The organism is Roseateles sp. DAIF2, assembly GCF_015624425.1.
Classification (GTDB): domain Bacteria; phylum Pseudomonadota; class Gammaproteobacteria; order Burkholderiales; family Burkholderiaceae_C; genus Kinneretia.
Genome location: NZ_CP049919.1, coordinates 4,672,014 through 4,690,513 on the forward strand (window position 1 = coordinate 4,672,014; position 18,500 = coordinate 4,690,513).

The window sequence follows — 18,500 nt, forward strand, 5'->3', positions numbered from 1 at the left end:
GCCGCCAGTGTACTCAGCCGACATGGGTCGGGCCCTGATGGCCGCGCTCTTCGGCAAACCACTGCAGCACCGGGATGGTGCCGGGCAGCACCGGCTGCTGCTGCACCGGCAGCTGATCCCAGGCCATGCGCTGCTGCTCGCGCATCTCGAACTCGCCGCTCCACTCGTACACCTTGCAGAAGTGCAGGCGCACCCGGGCATGCGGGTAGTCCATCATCTCGACCTTCCAGGGGTGGGCCGCACCGATCGTGATGCCCAGCTCCTCGTGCAGCTCGCGCTTGAGCGCCTGCTCGACCGTCTCGCCGGCCTCCAGCTTGCCACCCGGGAACTCCCAGTAGCCGGCGTAGACCTTGCCCTCGGGGCGCGAGGTCAGCAGGAAGCGCCCTTCCCGGCCCGCTGCGTCGCGCTCGACCAGCACGCCGACGGCCACATCGACGGGAATGCGTTGTTCAGACATGATCCAGGCCCTCCGGTGCATCGCCATGGATGATGGCGGTCGGCAGCGCCTCGGCCTGGCCGCGCCCGGCCAGGTCGCGCGCGAACTGGAAGGCCACGCGGCCCGAGCGCGAGCCGCGCTCCAGCGCCCACACCAGCGCCGGCTGGCGCGCCGCCGTGATGGCGGCCTCGTCCAGCCCGTAGAAGCGCAGCCATTGCGCGCAGATCTCCAGGTATTCCTGCTGGCTGAAGGGATAGAAGCTGACCCACAGGCCGAAGCGCTCCGAGAGCGAGATCTTCTCCTCGATCGCCTCGCCGGGATGCAGCTCGCCGTTCTCGTCGTACTTGACCGCCAGGTTGTCCTTCATCTGCTCGGGCAGCAGGTGGCGGCGGTTGCTGGTCGCGTAGATCAGCACGTTGTCGCTGGCCGCGGCCACCGAGCCGTCCAGCATCGACTTCAGCGCCTTGTAGCCCAGCTCGCCCTCGTCGAAGCTGAGGTCGTCGCAGAAGATCACGAAGCGCTCGGGCCGGCCGGCCACCAGTTCGACGAGGTCCGGCAGCTCGACCAGGTCGCTCTTGTCCACCTCGATCAGACGCAGGCCGCGCGCCGCGAACTCGTTCAGCACCGCCTTGATCAGCGAGCTCTTGCCGGTGCCGCGCGCGCCGGTCAGCAGCACATTGTTGGCCGGGCGGCCGGCAACGAACTGCTCGGTGTTGCGCAGCAGCTTCTCCTTCTGCGGCTCGACCTCCTTCAGGTCCTGCAGCCGGATCGTCGACACATGGCGCACCGGCTCCAGCAGCAGGCGGCCGGCGCGGCGCCGGCAGCGGAAGGCGCAGGAGGCCGACCAGTCGGGGGCGGCCAGGCTGGGTTGCAACAGCACCTCCAGACGGCCCATCAGGGCCTCGGCGCGCGTCATCAGGGCGGACATCGTCGGTTCCACTGCCATGCTCATCGTGATTCTTGCGGCGGGCCAGTGTAGCGGGGCATGTAGTCCGTTCGACGCCCCCGCGGCGCCCGCGCGCTTCATGGCGCGGTCATCGCACGCAGGCATCGTGGGCGCATTCCCTCCATCAAACAGGATCGCCCGCCATGTCCATCAAGACCGCAATCGCCGCCCTGCTGGGCCTGGCCGCCCTGCTGGGCGCACCGGCCCGGGCCGCCACCCAGACCCTGGCCGCCGACGCCGGCTGGGCCGAGTTCAACGTCGATGGCAATCTGCCGCCCTACGGCCTGGACTGGCAGGACCTGGACGGCAGCGCGCTGAACTTCAGCATCGTGATCCCGCAGGGCTTCATCGGCCGCCTGACCGTGGTCGACGCCGGCTTCTCCGGCGACCGCTACGCCCTCTTCAACCATGGCGCCCTGCTCGGCCAGACCGGCGCCGCGCTGAACGGCGATGCCAACGGCGCCATCCAGCTGGACTTCGACGCCGCGCTGGCGGATGCCGCCTTCAGCCGCGGCCAGTTCCAGCTGGGCGCCGGCAGCCACCTGATCAGCGGCCGCCTGGTCGCCTCCACCACGCTGGACGGCGCACCGCTGAACGCCAGCCTGGGCGGCCTGCGCCTGGCCGTCTCGCCGGTGCCGGAGCCCGCCAGCGCCGCCACCCTGCTGGGCGGTCTCGCCCTGCTGGCCGGCCTGCGCCGCCGCGCCGCGCGCCGCTGATCCCGACACCTACCGGAGCCTTCTCGATGCATCCCATCCTGCGCCCCCTGACCCTCGCCCTGGCCTGCTGCGGCCTGGTCGCCCCCGTGCTGGCCGCCGCGCCGGCCCCGATCCAAGTCAAGGTCGTCGGCTTCAACGACTACCACGGCACGCTCGAATCCCCCGGCAGCTTCGGCCAGAACAGCGCGGTGCCCGCCGCGCAGCGCCCGGCCGTCGGCGGCGCCGAGTTCCTGGCCGCCTATGTCGCGCGCATGCGCCTGGCCAATCCGAACCTGGTCCTGGTCGGCGCCGGCGACCTGGTCGGCGCCACGCCGCTGGTGTCCTCGCTGTTCTTCGACGAACCGGCGGTCGAGACCCTGAACAAGATCGGCCTGGACTTCTCGGCCGTCGGCAACCATGAGTTCGACAAGGGCAAGGACGAACTGCGCCGCCTGCAAAACGGCGGCTGCAAGACGCAGGCCGGCGGCACGCCGGAGCCCAACAGCTGCAAGGGCTTTGGCTCCGCCGCGCCCGGCACCTTCGACGGCGCGCGCTTCAAGTGGCTGTCGGCCAATGTGATCGAGAACGCCACCGGCCGCGCGCTGCTGCCGGCCTATGGCATCAAGAGCTTTGGCGGCGTCAAGCTCGCCTTCATCGGCATGACCCTGAAGGGCACGCCGGGCATCGTCACACCCACCGGCGTGGCCGGCCTGAGCTTCCAGGACGAGGCCGACACCGTCAACGCGCTGGTGCCGCGCCTGCGCGCCCAGGGCATCGAGGCTATCGTGGTGCTGGTGCACCAGGGCGGCTTCCAGAACCCGGCCGCGGCCGGCACCTTCAACAACCAGGACATCAACGGCTGCCTGAACGATCTGCGCGCCACCGCCGATGGCGCCGCCAGCGATGTCGCCAAGATCGTGGCCCGCCTCGACAACGCGGTGGATCTGGTGATCAGCGGCCATACCCATGCCGCCTACAACTGCTCGAAGAACACGCTGGACAACGGCAGTCAGGCGCGCCCGACCGGCCTGCCCAACAAGGCCGGCCGCCTGGTGCCGGTCACCAGCGCCAGCGCCTTCGGCCGCGTGCTGACCGAGGTGGACCTGAAGATCGACCCGGCCAGCCGCGACATCGTCGAGGTCAGCCCCGTCAACCGCCTGGTCGACCGCACGCAGGCCGCCGAGGCCGCCTGGGTCGCCGCCAATCCCGAGGTGCGCAACATCGTCGCCGCCTACAAGGGCGCGGTGGCGCCGCTGGCCGGCCAGGTGATCGCGACCCTGGCCGCCGAGGCCGGCAACGGCGCCAACGCGGCCGGCGAGATGCCCGCCGGCGACCTGATCGCCGATGCCCAGCTGCAGGCCACCCAGCCCGCCGGCCTGGGCGGCGCGGCGATCGCCTTCATGAACGCCGGCGGCGTGCGCAACCCCGGCTTCGTCAAGCCGGCCGCGGCCAGCTACCCCTATGCGCTGACCTATGGCGACGCCTTCACGGTTCAGCCCTTCGGCAACAGCCTGGTGACCCTGACGCTCAGCACCCAGCAGATCAAGGACCTGCTGGAGCAGCAGTTCCCCGGCTGCCAGGGCCAGACCGCGCAGCGCATCCTGCAGGTGTCGAACGGCTTCAGCTACAGCTGGAGCGCCTCCGCCCCGGCCTGCGGCAAGATCGTCGACGTCGCCTTCACGCCCACCGATGTCGGCAGCGTGCCGCCGCGCATCAGCGGCGCGACCGAGCGCCTGGTGATCAACGGCGTGGTGCAGAACCCCGCCAAGATCTACCGCGTCACGGTCAACAACTTCATGGCCACCGGCGGCGATGGCTTCGGCGTGCTGCTGGGCGGCGCCAACCCGCTGGGCGGCGCGCAGGACATCGACGCGCTGGTCGCCTATCTGGGCGGCTACAAGGCCCCGGCCGCGGCCTATGACCCGGCCAGCCCGAGCCTGGCCAAGCCGCGCATCACCCGCCTGCCCTGATGGCGAGCGCCACCGCCGCGCTGATCGGCCTGCTGCTGATCGCGCTGCCCGGCGCGGCAAGCGCCGAGCCGAGCGAGGCCTCGGCACGGCGTTTGCAGCTGTTGATGCAGCAGCGCGGCACGCCGGTGACGCCGGCCCGCGAGGCCGAGCGCCAGGCCCTGCTGCGTGGCGCCGAGGCGGCGCTGCGCGCGGGCGACAGCGAGGCCGCGCTGCAGCAGCTGGACGAGGCCGCCGCACTGGCCCATGCCGCCGACACCGAGCTCCTGATGGTGCAGGCCCAGCTGCAGCAAGGCGGCTACCGGCGCGCGCTGGCCTTCGCCTCGCATACCGCCGGCTCGCACCTGCAGGAACCGCGCGCGCTGCGGCTCTACGCCTGGCTGCTCGCCTTGGGTGAACAGGCCGGCCCGGCCCAGGCGCTGCTGGACGAGGGCCTGCAGCGCCGCCCGGACGATGCCGCGCTGCTGGCGCTGCGCGGCCAGCTGGCGCGCCTGCAGCCCGGCGCCGCGGCCGAGCCCGAGGCCGCACTGGCGCTCACACGCCCCGGCCCGCTGCCCGGCGAGGCGCCGTCCACGGCCGCGGCCCTGGGCAGCGGCCTGCTGCTGGACCAGGGCCGCCTGGCCCTGGTGCCGCTGACGGCGGCCCCGCAGGCGGGTCGGCTGTGGGTGCTCAATGGCCTGGGCCGCGCCAGCCCGGCGCGGCCGCTGCAGCGCTTCGAGACCAGCGGCCTGGCCCTGCTGCGGCTGGAACGGCCGCTGCCCGCGCCGCCGCTGCGCCGCGCGCCGCGCGATGCCTTCGCGGGCAGCCCGGCCACCCTGCTCCAGCATCCGGCCGATCCGGCGGGACAAGCCGCCTGGCCGGCCCTGCACAGCGGCTTCCTGGGCCGCGTCGATGGCGCGGGGCGCCAGGCCCTGGGCATCGCGCCGCCGCAGGGCGGCCGCGGCGGCCCGGTGTTCGACCTGGCCGGGCGCTGGATCGGCATCACGCCGGACGGCGCGACCCTGCTGCCGCTGAGCCGGCTGGAGGCCGAACTCGGCGCGCTGCTGCGCGAGCTGCCCGTCGATACGGCGGCCACGATGCGGCTGCCGGACCAGCGCTATGAAGAGGCCCTGCCGCTGACCGTACAGGTCCTCGCGGCGGATTGACTCAGCCGGCCAGCATGCGCAGCGCCGCTTCCAGCTGCTCGCTGGGCAGGCGCTTGAAGCCGGAGCGCGCATAGCGCTGCAGCCGGCCGATCACGAAGCTGATAAGCACCGAGGCCTGGGCATTGGCCTCGACCGTCGGCGTGGCCGAGCCGGACGCCTCGGCGGCCTGGCGCAGGGCCTGGCGCAGCGAGGCCTCGATGCGGTCGAAGAACTGGTTCATGCGCGCCACCAGGCGCTCGTTCTCGTAGACCAGCGCGTCGCCCACCATCACGCGGGTCATGCCGGGGTTGCGCTCGCCGAACTGCAGCAGCACCGCGACGATCTTCTGCGCCTGGGCAAGACCCGACCCCTCGCGCTCGGCGATCTGGTTGACCAGGGTGAAGATGCTGCTCTCGATGAACTCGATCAGGCCCTCGAACATCTGGGCCTTGCTGGCGAAATGCCGGTACAGCGCGGCTTCGCTGACCTCCAGCTTGGCGGCCAGCGCCGCGGTCGTGATGCGCTCGGAGCCGGGCTGTTCCAGCATGCCGGCCAGGGTCTGCAGGATCTGCACGCGGCGCTCGCCCGGGCGCGGGCGCTTGCGCGCCGGCGCTGCGGTCGCCGCTGCCTCGCTGGGAGCGACGTCCGGGGTGTCTTCTGCGGGAGTGGCGGCGTGCATCGGTTCCGGTGGGCGGCTGGATGTGCGGGCCATTCTGTCACAGCCGCAAACCCGTCCGGCTCAATCCCTCAGCCAGCCCAGCCGTCGTGCCTCGTAGATCGCCTCGACCTTGGAGCGCACCTGCAGCTTGCGGTAGATGCGCTTGACATAGGTCATCACCGTGTGCGGCGAGACCTGCATGAACTGCGCGATCTCGTCGAAGGTGAAGCCCTTGGCGGCCAGGTGCAGCACGCGCGACTCCTGCTCGGACAGCGCGACCGCGGATTCGTCCTCCAGCGGCGGGTTGTGCGGCGGCGTGTTGCCGCCCGGCGCCAGGCGCAGCAGCAGGCGCCGCGCGATCACTGGGCTGATCGGGCTGCCGCCGGCGCGCAGGGTGCGCAGCTGGCCGGCCAGGTCCAGCGCCAGCGAATCCTTCAGCAGATAGCCGGTGGCGCCGGCCTCGATGCTGGCCAGCACATGCTGCTCGTCGCCGAACACCGAGATCACCATCACATCGCAGCTGGGCCGCGTCTGCGCCGCGTGGCGGATCAACTCGATGCCGCTGCCGCCGGGCAGGTCCAGGTCGACCAGCAGCACATCGGGCTGGGTCTGGTCGAACAGCTTGCGGCCTTGCGGCAGGTCGGGAGCGATGCCCAGGAGTTCGATGTCGGGCACGGAGGCCAGGGCGAGTTGGAAGGCATCGCGGAATCTGGCCTGATCCTCGACGATCAGCACGGAAAAATCGGGCATATCGATGGCATGCGTATGACCCGCCGATTCTGCTTGCCCCCTGTCGAGGCGACAAGCCGGCCCCGCCCCCCTATGCGGAGGATGCAGCAGCGCATCGGCTACATGTTTCTGGGGGTTGCTTTCGCGGCCGGGCTCAGCGTAGCAGCTGCGCCAGGCTGCCGATGCGCCGCCCCACATAGGCCGGCCGGCGGCGCAGCCGGGCGCCGGCCTCGGGGCCGTGCAGGCCGACCCAGCGCTGCATCCAGACCGTGCCCATGCCCAGCGCATGGGCGCATTTCTGGTTCACCAGGGTGTCCTCGACCAGCACGCAGCGCGCCAGCGGCAGGCGGTATCGCGCGGCCAGCCAGCGCAGCATGCGGGCATCGGGCTTGGGCCGATGCCGGCCGAACATGCACATCGCCTCGAAGCCGATCACCCGCTCGAACAATCGCTGCAGGCCCAGCGCCTTCAGCACCCGCTTGGCATAGGCGGCCGGCGCGTTGGTCAAGAGGATCTTGCGGCCCGGCAGGCGCTTGAGCGCCGCCAGGTCATGCGCATGACTGTGCACCAGCGCCTCCAGCCCCGGCAGCCGATGGGTCTCGGCCAGGAAATGCGGCACCCGCACGCCATGGTGGCGCATCAGGCCCAGCAGGGTCGCGCCGTAGCGTGCCCAGTACAGATCGCGCAGCCGGTTCGCCTCGTCCCGCTCGACGCCCAGGTGGCGAACGATGTAGTCCGTCATCGCCGCGGACAGGGCCCCGAACACATGGTGCGAGGCGTTGTGGACCGTGTTGTCGAGATCAAAGAGCCAGACCGTGGATGCCCCTCGCCCAAGGCATGCCTTGGGCGGTCCCCCGAGGGGACGGCGATGCTCGCGGCTTCGAGCCGCAAGCACATCGCCGTGGCGGGCCGGCTTGGGACGGCCCGGCGCTCGGCCCGACATGCCAGAACTCAGTGAGAGCGGATCATCGTGCCGTAGGCTTGATCGCTGAGGATCTCCAGCAGCATCGCGTGCGGCACGCGGCCGTCGATGATGTGGACCGCGTTGACGCCGCTCTTGGCCGCGTCGATCGCACCGGCGATCTTGGGGATCATGCCGCCGCTGATCGTGCCGTCGGCCACCAGCTCGTCGATGCGCTTCGGGGTCAGCTCGGTCAGCAGCTCGCCCTGCTTGTCCAGCACGCCGCGGATATTGGTCAGCATCAGGAGCTTCTCGGCCTGCAGCACGGTGGCCAGCTTGGCGGCCACCACGTCGGCGTTGATGTTGTAGCTCTCGTTGTGCTCGCCGAAGCCGATCGGGCTGACCACCGGGATGAACTGGTCGTCCTGCAGCGCCTTCACGACGCTGGGGTCGATCGAGACGATGTCGCCGACCTGGCCGATGTCATGTTCCTTGCTCGGGTCGTCCTTGTCCTGCACCTTGAGCTTCTTGGCGCGGATCAGGCCGCCGTCGCGCCCGGTCAGGCCCACGGCCTTGCCGCCCGCGGCATTGATCAGGCCCACCACGTCCTGCTGCACCTCGCCGGCCAGCACCCACTCGACCACGTCCATGGTCTCGGCATCGGTGACCCGCATGCCCTGGATGAATTCGCCCTTCTTGCCCAGCTTGCTGAGCAGGCCCTCGATCTGCGGGCCGCCGCCGTGCACCACCACCGGATTCAGGCCCACCAGCTTGAGCAGCACCACGTCCTCGGCGAAGTCCTGCTGCAGCACCGGATCGGTCATCGCGTTGCCGCCGTACTTGATCACGATGGTCTTGCCGTGGAACTTGCGGATATAGGGCAGAGCCTGGGACAGGATCTCGGCCTTCTCGCGCGGGGCGATGTGCGAAACGTCGGTGCTGTGGGCGCTGGATTCGGTCTTCATGGCGTGCGGACGAAGATGTTGGATGGAAGCTGCAAACGATTGTAGGGCGCACCCGGCGACGGGCCGACAATGCGCGGCATCATGCAAGTAAGCGCCTATCTGAAGCTGTCGGTGGCGGTGGCCCTGGTCACCATCGCCCTGAAGACCGGCGCCTGGTGGTGGACCGGCTCGGTCAGCCTGGCGGCCGATGCGCTGGAATCCTTCGTCAACCTGGCCGGCGCGCTGTTCGCGCTGGCAATGGTGACGATCGCGCGCCGCCCCGCCGACGCGGACCATCCCTTCGGCCATCACAAGGCCGAGTATTTCTCCAGCGGCTTCGAGGGCGTGCTGATCATCGGCGCGGCGCTGGGCATCGCCTGGGCCGCGCTGCAGCGCCTGCTGGCACCGCAGCCGGTGCAGGGGCTGGACCTGGGCCTGGCGCTGTCGCTCGTCAGCACCCTGCTCAACGGCAGCCTGGCCTGGGCCATGCTGCGCAATGCGCGCGTGCACCGCTCGATGGCGCTGGAGGCCGATGCGCGCCATCTGTTCACCGATGTCTGGACCAGCATCGGCGTGATGCTGGGCCTGCTGGGCGTCTGGGCCACCGGCCTGCTGTGGCTGGACCCCTTGATCGCACTGCTGGTGGCGGCCAATATCCTGCGCGAGGGCGCGCATCTGGTCTGGCGCTCCTCGCAGGGCCTGATGGACGAGGCGCTGGACGCCGCCACCCAGGCGCAGATCCAGCAGGTGCTGGACGGTTTCGCGCAGCCGCGGCTGATCCGCTTCGACCATGTGGCCAGCCGCAATGCCGGTCGGCGCCGCTTCGTCGACCTGCACATGCACATGCCCGCCGGCTGGAGCCTCGGCCGCGCGGCGGCGCTGCGCGGCACGGTCGAGCAGGCGCTGATGGACGCGGTGCCGGGCCTGCGCGCCAGCATCCAGCTGCTGCCGCTGGACGTGGAGGCCGAGGCGGTGAAGGACGAGCAGATGACGGACGAATCCAAACAGGAGCAAGCAAGGTGATCGCGGTATTGCAGCGGGTCAAGCAGGCCCGCGTCGAGGTGGCGGGGGCGGTGGTGGGCGCGGTCGGGCCGGGCCTGTTGATGCTGGTCTGCGCCGAGCCGGGCGACGGCGAGGCGCAGGCCGACAAGCTGCTGGCCAAGGTGCTGAAGCTGCGCATCTTCAGCGACGCGGCCGGCAAGATGAACCAGAGCCTGCAGGACATCGGCGGCGGGCTGCTGATCGTCTCGCAGTTCACCCTGGCTGCCGACACCAGCGGTGGCAACCGCCCCAGCTTCAGCGGCGCGGCGCCGGCCGAGCTGGGCCGCCACTTGTACAACTACCTGCTGGCGCAGGCCCGCGCAGCACATCCGGAGGTGGGCGCCGGCGAATTCGGCGCCGACATGCAGGTGCATCTGGTCAACGACGGTCCGGTCACGATCCCGATGCGCATGCAGTAAGTAGATGAGTCAATCATTCACAGCGATGGAGACGCCTCGATGATCAGCTACGTGACCCTGGGCAGCAATGCCCTGCCCGCCGCCCGCGCCTTCTACACCGCGGTGCTGGCGCCGCTGGGCCTGGTGCCCGGCTATGCCAACGACCATATCGCCGGCTTCGGCCCCGAGGGCAAGCCGCAGCTGTGGGTCTGTGCGCCCTATGACGGCAACAAGGCCTGCATCGGCAACGGCAGCATGCTGGCGCTGGACGCCACGAGCCGAGCCCAGGTCGACGCGGTCCATGCCGCGGCGCTGGCGGCCGGCGGCACGAGTGAGGGCGCACCTGGTCTGCGCGACTATGGGCCGAACTTCTATGCCTGCTATTTCCGCGACCTGGACGGCAACAAGCTGGCCGTGGTCTGCCGCGCCGCCGAGGGCTGAAGGAGCGACACCGATGTCCATCGTCCTGATTGACCGCACCGAGGGCCAGGCTCCTGCACTGGACCAGCCGCGCGATGACCGCCGCGTCGCCGGCGCGCCGCTGCGCAAGACCTGGCTCGCGCATGAGGCCGGGCCGATGAGCGCCGGCACCTGGGAATGCGAGGTCGGCCGCTGGCGCATCGTCTTCCCTCCGGCCAAGCAGGAGTATTTCTTCGTGCTGAGCGGCCGGGTGCGGCTGCACGAGCGCGCGGGCGGCGCCTTCACCGAGGTCGGGCCCGGCCAGGGCGCGGTGATCCCGCCGGGCTTCGAGGGCGAGTTCGAGGTGGTCGAGCCGGTGCGCAAGCAGTTCGTGCTGGTGGAGCTGCCGGGCGGTTCAGTCTGACCCTTCCGGCGTGCCGCGAAAGCGTCGCCACAGCGCCAGGTCGTAGCCGATCTTCAGCGCGCCGCACAGCAACAGCGGCGCGGCCGGCCAGCCCGCCGCCAGCAGGGCCGCGCCCAGGCTGGGGCTGAGGCTGGCGGCCAGGCTGCGCGGCACCGCGGTGAAGCTGGCCGCCGCCGCGCGCTCCGGCGCGCTGACCACCGCCATCACGAAGGCCGAGCGCGCCGGCACATCCATCTGCGACAGCAGGCTGCGCGCCAGCAGCAGGGCCATGGCCAGCGGCCACTGCGGCACCAGGGCCGCCGCCATCAGCAGCAGGCTGGCGGGGATATGGGTCCAGACCATGGTGTTGACCAGGCCCACCCGCTCGGCCAGGCGTGGCGCCAGCCATAGCGACAGGGTGCCCAGCAGGCCGGTCAGGAAGAAGAAGCGGCCCGCCTCGGCCAGCGAGAGCCCGAAGCGCTGCTGCAGCCAGGCCGCGAGCAGCGCATTGACGATCAGGCCGCCGGCAAAGCTGTCGACGCTGAACAGCAGCGCCAGGCGCAGCACCGCGGGCCGCGAGGCGCCCAGCGGCGCCGGCGGCGCTTCGGCCGCCGCGCCCGCCCGGGGCAGGCCGGCATAGAGCAGCCAGACCAGGGCGCCCACCGCGGCATAGGCGACGAACATCAGGCGCAGCGCGTCGAGCATCGGCAACCGCCATTGCTCGTGCAGCAGCAGCGGCAGGCCGGAGGCCAGCGCGCCGCAGGCGGCGCTGAGCGAACCGGTCAACGCATAGCGGCCGAACAGCCGGGTGCGGGCATGGCCTTGGGCGGCCACGGCCAGGCGCGCATGCTCGATCGGCAGGAACACGCTGACATCGCCCGAGCTCGGGTTCAGGGTGCCGACAAAGGCCACCAGCGCCAGCGGCCAGAAGCCGCAGAGGCCGGCGAAGCCCAGGCCGGTGGCCGCCATCAGCAGGGCCGCGCCGCGCAGCAGCCGCGGCGCCGGCCAGCGGTGCCCCAGAGCGCCCAGTGCCAGGGTCGCGAAGGCGGAGCCGGCCAGGGTCAGGGTGGCGATCAGGCCCACCTGCAACAGGCTCAGGCCCAGCGCCTGCAGATAGGCCGGTAGCAGCACCGCGATGAAGCCGTCGGCAAAGCCGCGCAGGCCGCGCGCCAGCAGCAGCCGGCGGGCCCAAGGCGCGGCGGCGGGGCTTGCGGCGAGGCTGGCGCTCATCGCCGCATGCTACCCAAGCCCTAGACGCCCTGCTGGTACTGCCGCTTCAGCCGCACATAGTGCTCGGCCGAGTAGCGCAGATAGGCGATCTCCTCGGCCGTTAGCGCGCGCACCGGCAACGCCGGCCGGCCCATATAGAGCTGGCCGGAGGCCAGGCGCTTGCCCGGCGGCACCAGGCTGCCGGCGCCCAGCATCACCCGGTCCTCGATCACGGCGTCGTCCATCACCAGGCTACCCATGCCGATCAGGCATTCGTCGCCGATGCGGCAGCCATGCAGGATCACCGAATGCCCGACGGTCACATGGCTGCCGATCAGCAGCGGCGAGCCCTCGGGCTTGGCGGCGTTGCGGTGCGAAACATGGCCCATCGTCAGGTCCTGGATATTGCTGGCCTCGCCAATGACGATGCGATTCACGTCGCCGCGCAGCACCGCATTGCACCAGACCGAGCTGTCGCGCCCCAGGCTGACATCGCCGATCACCTGGGCCGAGTCGTGCACGAAGACGCCCGCGTCGAGGCGGGGCTGCTGGTCGAGGAAGGGGGACAGGGCCATGGCGGTTTCCAGACGAAATGAGAAGGCTCTTTGCGCGTTGATTGATGACGCTGTGATGGTGAAGGTCTGGGCGCACGAGGGCGTGCAGGCCTGCTGCTACCTGCCGGGGCCTTGCGGCCCGGGGGTCTGAGCCCGGACACAAGTAGTCCTGAGGACTGCTTGTGCCTGGCGAAGGATCGGGCCTCAGGCCCGAGCACGGAGCAATTGCGCGTGCCCGCGTCCCGGCGCCACCCGGCTCTTTGCTGGGGCCATCCAAACCACGCCGGGAGTATCACAAGTCAATGAACAAAGAGCCCATGAAAAAGCCCGCCGGCGGCGGGCTTGGGGCAAGGCGTCAGGCAGTCCGCAGGGAATGCCTTCGGTCCTCAGTCAGCATACTGGCCGGCGGCCTTGATGACCGGGGCCCATTTGTTGATCTCGGCTTCGACGAACTTCTTGTGCTCGGCGCCCTCGACGCGCTTGTCGGTGATGACCACCGCGCCCAGCGCTTCCTGGCGCTTGATGAACTCGGGGTCCTTCAGCGCGGCCTTCAGCGCGGCGTTGAGCTTCTCGACCACGGCCTTGGGCGTGCCCTTGGGTGCGTACATGCCGTGCCAGATCGACACGTTGAAGCCCTTCAGGCCGGACTCGTCCAGGGTCGGCAGCTTGGCCAGTGCCGGCGTGGTCAGGCGCTTGGTGGTCGTGACCGCGAAGGCCTTGACCTTGCCCGACTCGATCTGGCTGGTCGTGTTGGTGGTCTGGTCGCACATGATGTCGACCTGGCCGCCCAGCAGATCGGTCATCGCCGGGCCGGTGCCCTTGTAGGGCACGGTGGTCATGTCGATCTTGACCGCGCTCTGGAACAGCAGGCCGCACAGGTGCGAGGCGGCACCCAGGCCGGCGTTGGCCAGGTTGATCTTGCCCTTGTTGGCCTCCAGCCACTTGCTCAGCTCGGCATAGTTGTTGGCCGGCAGGGTGGACTTGCCGATCAGGGTCATCGGCACCTCGTTGATCATGCCGATGTACTCGAAATCGTCCAGGGTCTTGTACTGCAGGTTGCGGTACAGGGCCGGCGAGGTGGCCATGCTGATGTGGTGCAACAGCAGGGTGTAGCCGTCCGGCGCGGCCTTGGCGACCTTGGTCGCACCCAGGGTGCCGCCGGCACCGCCGACGTTCTCGATCACCAGGGTCGCGTTCAGCGTCTTGCGCAGCGATTCGGCCAGGTCACGCGCCACCTTGTCGGTCGGGCCGCCGGCCGAGAACGGCACCACGATGTTGACGGGTTTATCGGGATAGGCCCAAACAGCCCCGGCCGCCACGGTGGCTGCCACGGCCAGCAACAGCTTCTTCATCGTTGTCATCCTCTCTCGGTATCTCGGTTGCGGAACCCAAATGCTAGGGGACGCTTGTGCGCATGCCGTAGCGGGAATTACGTAAGACCCACCTAGGGTTTCAACCAAGTCATAGATGGGATCGCTATATGGTTCTTGCGACTCTGTATTGGACGGCATAAGCCCCGGCTGCCATAGTGCCAAGCATCATGCGCAACACCCTCCGCCACCTCCTCGCCACCGCCCTTCTGAGCCTGTCCGGCCTGCCGGTCCTGGCCGAGCCGGTGTCGGCCAGCATGGCCGAGCAACGCCTGCAGGACGGTGCCCAGGCCTGGGACCTGCGCGCCGATGCGGCCGCGCTGCTGCCCGGCGCGGTGCGCCTTGACGGCGCGGCGCTGCTGCAGGCCGATGCGGCCGCGCTGGCCCGCGCGGTCTCGGCCGCGGGGATCGACCTGTCGCGCGATGTGCTGATCTATGGCGAGCCGGGCGATGCCCGGGCCCTGCAGCTGCACCGGCGCCTGGCCGGCCTGGCCAGCGGCCGGGTCGACTGGCTGGTCGGTGGCGCCGCCGAATGGCAGATGAGCGGCCGCCAGACCGTGTCCCAGGCGAGCACCCGCCTGCCGGTGCCGCAGGTGCTGGTGGCCTGGGATGCCGGGCAACCGGCGGCGCGCGGCGCGATGGCCGCGGCCAGCCTGCGCGATCCGGCGGCCTTGGCAGCGCCGGCGCTCGAGCTGGCGGCGCGCTGAGCGCCACCCCGCTCGCTCACTCGTACTTGCGCGCGTCCTCGATCACCCGCCCGTCATTGGGCAGGCTACCGGGGGCCAGGAACTCGACCTCGCCGCGCAGCTTGGTGACATCGCGGATCGCGCCGGCCACCTGATCGGCCAGGCCCTCGGGCACCGTGCCCGCCAGCTCCAGCCGCAGGCGCATGCGGTCGTTGGCCATCTCGCCCTCGACCACCAGGCGTGCCCGGCCCAGCAGCGGAAAGCGCCGCACGATCTCGGCCACCTGCGAGGCATGCACGAACATGCCGCGCACCTTGGCGCTCTGGTCGGCCCGGCCCATCCAGCCCTTGATGCGGGTGTTGCTGCGCCCGGTCGGGCAGCGGCCCGGCAGCACCGCCGAGAGATCGCCGGTGCCGAAGCGGATCAGCGGATAGTCCGGGTTCAGGGTGGTGACGACCACCTCGCCGACCTCGCCCTCGGGCACCGGGTCGCCGGTGCCGGGCCGCACGATCTCGACGATCACGCCCTCATCCAGCACCAGGCCCTCGCGCGCCGCGGTCTCGTAGGCGATCAGGCCGATGTCGGCGGTGGCATAGCATTGATAGCCGACCACGCCGCGCGTGGCGAACCAGTCGCGCAGCGAGGGCGGGAAGGCCTCGCCGCTGACCAGGGCCTTGCCGATTGAGAGCGGCGGCTGACCAGCCTCGGCCGCCTTGTCCAGCAGGATCTTCAGGAAGCTCGGTGTGCCGATATAGGCCTGCGGCTTCAGCTCGGCGATCGCCTGCAGCTGCAGCTCGGTATTGCCGACGCCGCCCGGGAACACGGTGCAGCCCAGCGCATGGGCGCCGGTCTCCATCATCGAGCCGGCCGGGGTCAGGTGGTAGCTGAAGCTGTTGTGCGCCAGCTCACCGGCGCGCAGCCCGGCGGCGAACAGCGCGCGGGCCGCGCGCCAGTAGTCCGTGCGCGCACCCTCGGGTTCGTAGATCGTGCCGGGCGACTGGAACACGCGCCGCGTCGCCGCGCCCCAGCCGATCGCGGCAAAGCCGCCGAAGGGACTGTCCGCGCGGCGCCGCTGCTGGCGCGCCAGCAGCTCATGCTTGCGCGTCACCGGCAGGCGCGCCAGCGCCGCGCGGCTGTCCACCCGCGCCGCCTCCACGCCGTCCAGCAGCTCGCCGAAGGCCGGCGCACGCGCCTGGGCATGGGCCACCTGGCCGGCCAGCGCGCCCATCAGCGCGCGCTCGCGCAGCTCCGGGTCGCGGGTCTCCAGCTCGTCAAAGAAAACAGCAGCCGTCGTCATCGCTCTTCATCCGTCCAGCGCGCCAGGCGCTTCTTGATTTCGTCCTGCAAGGCGCGCAGCTCGGCGCTGTTCTTGCAGACCTTGCTGTCCCATTCGGGGCGCTGCAGCGGCTTCTTCGCCAGCCTGGCCGTCAGGGTCGCCGCGTCGATGCTCAGCTCCAGCACCGTCAGGCCCTTCAAGGTGAACTCGTTGCCACGTTCGGCCAGCTGGCGCTGGTCGCGCAGGAAGCGTTTCAGCTGGATCAGCGCCACATCGGGCTTGAAGGCCGGCGGGGCGAAGAAGTCCTGTTCGTCGTCACTGCTCATCTCGCCTCCTTCAGGCCAGCCAGCGCTTGCGGCGCTTGTAGCTTTTCACGTCCTTGAAGCTCTTGCGGTCGCCGCCGCCCATGCCGAGGTAGAACTCCTTGACGTCCTCGTTCTCGCGCAAGGCCTTGGCCTCGCCGTCCATCACGACGCGGCCGTTCTCCAGGATGTAGCCATAGTCGGCATAGCGCAGCGCCATGCTGGTGTTCTGCTCGGCCAGCAGGAAGGTGGTGCCCTCCTTGGCGTTCAGGTCCCTGACGATCTCGAACACCTCCTCGACGATCTGCGGCGCCAGGCCCATCGAGGGCTCGTCCAGCAGCACCATCTTCGGATTGGCCATCAGCGCGCGGCCGATCGCGCACATCTGCTGCTCGCCGCCCGAGGTGTAGGCGGCCTGGCTGCCGCGGCGCGTCTTCAGGCGCGGGAAGTAGTTGTAGACCTTTTCCAGGGTCGCATTGACCGCCGCCTTGCCGTCCTTGCGGGTGTAGGCACCGGTCATCAGGTTCTCCTCGATGCTCAGGTGGGCGAAGCAATGCCGGCCCTCCATCACCTGGATCACGCCGCGGTTGACCATGTCCGAGGTGCTGAGCTTCTCGATGCGCTCGCCGCGCAGCTCGATGCTGCCCTTGGTGACCTCGCCGCGCTCGCCGGCCAACAGATTCGAGACCGCGCGCAGAGTAGTCGTCTTGCCGGCGCCGTTGCCGCCCAGCAGGGCCACGACCGCGCCCTCCCTGACCTGCAGGGAGACGCCCTTCAGCACCAGGATCACATGGTTGTAGATCACCTCGATGCCGTTGACGTTCAAAAGCACATTGCTGCTCATAAGGGGTCCTCGTGACTCATCGAAACGCCGCCCGCGGCGCTTCGATGAGGGCTCCGCGCGGAGCCCTCGGGAAGGCCGATCAGCTCTGGCAGTCTTCAGGCGTGCGGCGGGTCAGCTTCTTCTCGCCCGCGTACTTGTCCGCGCCGGCCTTGACCATCGGCTTGATGATCATCTCGTCGGCCTGCAGCCAGTCGGAGCTGAAGTTCCACTTGGCGCCGTCCCAGGTGTGCACGCGCGCCCAGGTCGAGCCCATATGGTCCTGGCAGGAGGTCGAGATCGGGCGGATCACGCCTGTCAGACCCAGCGCGGCCAGCTTCTTGTCGTCCAGCGCCAGGTTCTCCAGGCCCCAGCGCACCTGCTCGCCGCTCATCACCTTGCCCTTGCCGAAGCGCTCCTGCGCGCGCCGTACCGCCTCGACGCCCAGCATCTGGATGATCAGGCCGCGGGTGTAGAGCACCGAGCCGACCTCGTCCTTCGGGCCCGTGCCCTGGCCCTTGTCGTGCACCAGCTTCAGGATGTCCTGGATCACCTTGGGCGTCTGGCCCGAGGTGTTCAGCGCCAACGCGTTGTAGCCCTTGGCGCCCTCGCCCACGTCCTTGACGTCCGGCTCGGCGCCGGCCCACCAGACGCCGTACATCTTCTCGCGCGGATAGCCGGTGGCCTGGGCCTCCTTCAGCGCGGTGCTGTTCATCACGCCCCAGCCCCACAGCAGCACATAGTCCGGGCGCTGCTGGCGCACCTGCAGCCAGGCCGACTTCTGCTCGACGCCGGGCGCGGTGACCGGGATCTTGACCAGGTCGAAACCATGCATCTTCTGGCGCTCGTCGAGCAGCGGGATCGGTTCCTTGCCGAAGGGGCTGTCGTGATAGACCAGCGCGATCTTCTTGCCCTTGAGCTTGTCGAAGCCGCCCTCCTTCTTGGCCAGATGCTGGATCAGCATGTCGGCCGCGGTCCAGTAGCTGCCCATCAGCGGGAAGTTCCACTTGAACACATTGCCGTCCTGCGAGGACGACAGGCCGTAGCCCAGGGTGATCAGCGGGATCTTGTCCTGGGGCACCTTGTCGGTCAGCGCGAAGGTGATGCCGGTGGCCTGCGGGTCGAACAGCGAGGCGCCCTTGCCCTTCAGGCGCTCGTAGCATTCGACGCCCTTGTCGGTGGCGTAGCCGGTTTCGCATTCCTCATAGGTCAACTTGACGCCGTTGACGCCGCCGTCGCGCGCATTGATCAGCTTCAGGTAGTCCTGCTTGCCGTTGGCCCAGGGCGTGCCGTTGGGCGCATAGGGGCCGGTGCGGTAGACCAGCAGCGGGAAGAACTGCTCCTTGGCCTGCTGCGCCTGCACGGCCGTGGCGGACAGGCCCGAGGCGCACAGCGCCAGCGCGATGGTCTTGATGATCGTCGTCTTCATCGTCTTGTCTCCTGTTGTGGATGCGTCACTCGGGGGTGCGCTTGTCTTCGAGGGGCGGGAACAACAAACAACTCAGCGATTCCATCCGCTTCGCAGCATCCGCTGCACGAAAGCGGATGCTTTCCCAAGCGAGCGGCGCCGATCCGGCTTGGCCGGTCGGTCGGCGCTGCCCCCTCGAGGGGGCGCGCGCAGCGCGTAGGGGGTGGGCTGTCA

21 protein-coding genes are annotated in these 18,500 nt (G+C 70.0%); 8 read left to right on the top strand and 13 right to left on the bottom strand.

Features of this window, described 5'->3' with window-relative positions; translation table 11 throughout:
* Positions 1-13 precede the first annotated feature (13 nt).
* Together G8A07_RS21500 and G8A07_RS21505 are read right to left on the bottom strand one after the other, a co-directional pair.
* The gene (locus tag G8A07_RS21500) at positions 14-457 is read right to left on the bottom strand and encodes an NUDIX domain-containing protein (RefSeq protein WP_195793995.1); all 444 of its coding nucleotides are present in this window, start codon (positions 455-457) and stop codon (positions 14-16) included.
* Complete coding sequence (locus tag G8A07_RS21505; RefSeq protein WP_195793996.1) at positions 450-1,388, bottom strand: ATP-binding protein; 939 nt, start codon at positions 1,386-1,388, stop codon at positions 450-452. The genes G8A07_RS21500 and G8A07_RS21505 overlap by 8 nt, the downstream gene beginning before the upstream one ends.
* Positions 1,389-1,525: 137 nt before the next feature.
* Here G8A07_RS21505 and G8A07_RS21510 point away from each other — a divergent pair, with 137 nt between their 5' ends.
* The 3 genes from G8A07_RS21510 to G8A07_RS21520 are packed head-to-tail and all read left to right on the top strand — an operon-like array spanning position 1,526 to position 5,189.
* Positions 1,526-2,098 carry a hypothetical protein gene (locus G8A07_RS21510; RefSeq protein WP_195793997.1) on the top strand — a complete coding sequence of 191 codons (573 nt, stop codon included), beginning with the start codon at positions 1,526-1,528 and terminating at the stop codon, positions 2,096-2,098.
* A gap of 26 nt (positions 2,099-2,124) precedes the next feature.
* Positions 2,125-4,047: a bifunctional UDP-sugar hydrolase/5'-nucleotidase gene (locus G8A07_RS21515; protein WP_195793998.1), complete on the top strand. Its 1,923-nt coding sequence runs from the start codon at positions 2,125-2,127 to the stop codon at positions 4,045-4,047.
* A complete protein-coding gene (locus tag G8A07_RS21520; RefSeq protein WP_195793999.1) occupies positions 4,047-5,189 on the top strand; it encodes a serine protease in 1,143 nt (380 codons plus the stop codon). The genes G8A07_RS21515 and G8A07_RS21520 overlap by 1 nt, the downstream gene beginning before the upstream one ends.
* A gap of 1 nt (position 5,190) precedes the next feature.
* Here the strand turns inward: G8A07_RS21520 and slmA are convergent, their stop codons facing one another.
* The 4 genes from slmA to argB form a co-directional block, all read right to left on the bottom strand.
* Positions 5,191-5,847, bottom strand: coding sequence for a nucleoid occlusion factor SlmA (slmA, locus tag G8A07_RS21525; RefSeq protein ID WP_249937086.1), 657 nt, complete (start codon positions 5,845-5,847; stop codon positions 5,191-5,193).
* Between the two features lie 60 nt (positions 5,848-5,907).
* Positions 5,908-6,576 (bottom strand): response regulator transcription factor, encoded by a 669-nt coding sequence (locus G8A07_RS21530; RefSeq protein ID WP_195794001.1) that lies wholly within the window; start codon positions 6,574-6,576, stop codon positions 5,908-5,910.
* A gap of 133 nt (positions 6,577-6,709) precedes the next feature.
* Positions 6,710-7,498: an HAD-IA family hydrolase gene (locus tag G8A07_RS21535; protein ID WP_195794002.1), complete on the bottom strand. Its 789-nt coding sequence runs from the start codon at positions 7,496-7,498 to the stop codon at positions 6,710-6,712.
* Positions 7,499-7,506: 8 nt separating this feature from the next.
* Positions 7,507-8,421: an acetylglutamate kinase gene (gene argB / locus G8A07_RS21540; protein ID WP_195794003.1), complete on the bottom strand. Its 915-nt coding sequence runs from the start codon at positions 8,419-8,421 to the stop codon at positions 7,507-7,509.
* An 81-nt stretch (positions 8,422-8,502) separates the two neighbouring features.
* Here argB and G8A07_RS21545 point away from each other — a divergent pair, with 81 nt between their 5' ends.
* The 4 genes from G8A07_RS21545 to G8A07_RS21560 are packed head-to-tail and all read left to right on the top strand — an operon-like array spanning position 8,503 to position 10,662.
* On the top strand, positions 8,503-9,423 hold the full coding sequence (locus G8A07_RS21545; protein WP_195794004.1) for a cation diffusion facilitator family transporter: 921 nt from the start codon (positions 8,503-8,505) through the stop codon (positions 9,421-9,423).
* On the top strand, positions 9,420-9,860 hold the full coding sequence (dtd, locus tag G8A07_RS21550) for a D-aminoacyl-tRNA deacylase (protein ID WP_195794005.1): 441 nt from the start codon (positions 9,420-9,422) through the stop codon (positions 9,858-9,860). The genes G8A07_RS21545 and dtd overlap by 4 nt, the downstream gene beginning before the upstream one ends.
* Positions 9,861-9,899: 39 nt before the next feature.
* Entirely contained in the window at positions 9,900-10,280 is a 381-nt protein-coding gene (locus tag G8A07_RS21555) for a VOC family protein (protein WP_195794006.1), read from the top strand.
* A gap of 13 nt (positions 10,281-10,293) precedes the next feature.
* Entirely contained in the window at positions 10,294-10,662 is a 369-nt protein-coding gene (locus tag G8A07_RS21560; protein WP_195794007.1) for a cupin domain-containing protein, read from the top strand.
* Here the strand turns inward: G8A07_RS21560 and G8A07_RS21565 are convergent.
* From G8A07_RS21565 to G8A07_RS21575, 3 genes are all read right to left on the bottom strand, one after another.
* Entirely contained in the window at positions 10,654-11,871 is a 1,218-nt protein-coding gene (locus G8A07_RS21565) for an MFS transporter (RefSeq protein WP_195794008.1), read from the bottom strand. The genes G8A07_RS21560 and G8A07_RS21565 overlap by 9 nt on opposite strands.
* Positions 11,872-11,891: 20 nt before the next feature.
* Entirely contained in the window at positions 11,892-12,425 is a 534-nt protein-coding gene (locus G8A07_RS21570) for a gamma carbonic anhydrase family protein (protein WP_195794009.1), read from the bottom strand.
* Positions 12,426-12,790: 365 nt separating this feature from the next.
* Positions 12,791-13,756: a tripartite tricarboxylate transporter substrate-binding protein gene (locus G8A07_RS21575; RefSeq protein ID WP_195794010.1), complete on the bottom strand. Its 966-nt coding sequence runs from the start codon at positions 13,754-13,756 to the stop codon at positions 12,791-12,793.
* 188 nt (positions 13,757-13,944) lie between these two features.
* Here G8A07_RS21575 and G8A07_RS21580 point away from each other — a divergent pair, with 188 nt between their 5' ends.
* Positions 13,945-14,481 (top strand): hypothetical protein, encoded by a 537-nt coding sequence (locus G8A07_RS21580; RefSeq protein ID WP_195794011.1) that lies wholly within the window; start codon positions 13,945-13,947, stop codon positions 14,479-14,481.
* A 16-nt stretch (positions 14,482-14,497) separates the two neighbouring features.
* Here the strand turns inward: G8A07_RS21580 and G8A07_RS21585 are convergent, their stop codons facing one another.
* From G8A07_RS21585 to G8A07_RS21600, 4 genes are all read right to left on the bottom strand, one after another.
* The gene (locus tag G8A07_RS21585) at positions 14,498-15,757 is read right to left on the bottom strand and encodes a phenylacetate--CoA ligase family protein (RefSeq protein WP_195794012.1); all 1,260 of its coding nucleotides are present in this window, start codon (positions 15,755-15,757) and stop codon (positions 14,498-14,500) included.
* Positions 15,754-16,062: a hypothetical protein gene (locus G8A07_RS21590; protein ID WP_195794013.1), complete on the bottom strand. Its 309-nt coding sequence runs from the start codon at positions 16,060-16,062 to the stop codon at positions 15,754-15,756. The genes G8A07_RS21585 and G8A07_RS21590 overlap by 4 nt, the downstream gene beginning before the upstream one ends.
* Before the next feature lie 10 nt (positions 16,063-16,072).
* The gene (locus G8A07_RS21595; RefSeq protein WP_195794014.1) at positions 16,073-16,882 is read right to left on the bottom strand and encodes an ABC transporter ATP-binding protein; all 810 of its coding nucleotides are present in this window, start codon (positions 16,880-16,882) and stop codon (positions 16,073-16,075) included.
* 79 nt (positions 16,883-16,961) lie between these two features.
* Positions 16,962-18,287, bottom strand: a complete 1,326-nt coding sequence (locus G8A07_RS21600) for an ABC transporter substrate-binding protein (protein ID WP_195794015.1) — start codon at positions 18,285-18,287, stop codon at positions 16,962-16,964.
* Positions 18,288-18,500 lie beyond the last annotated feature (213 nt).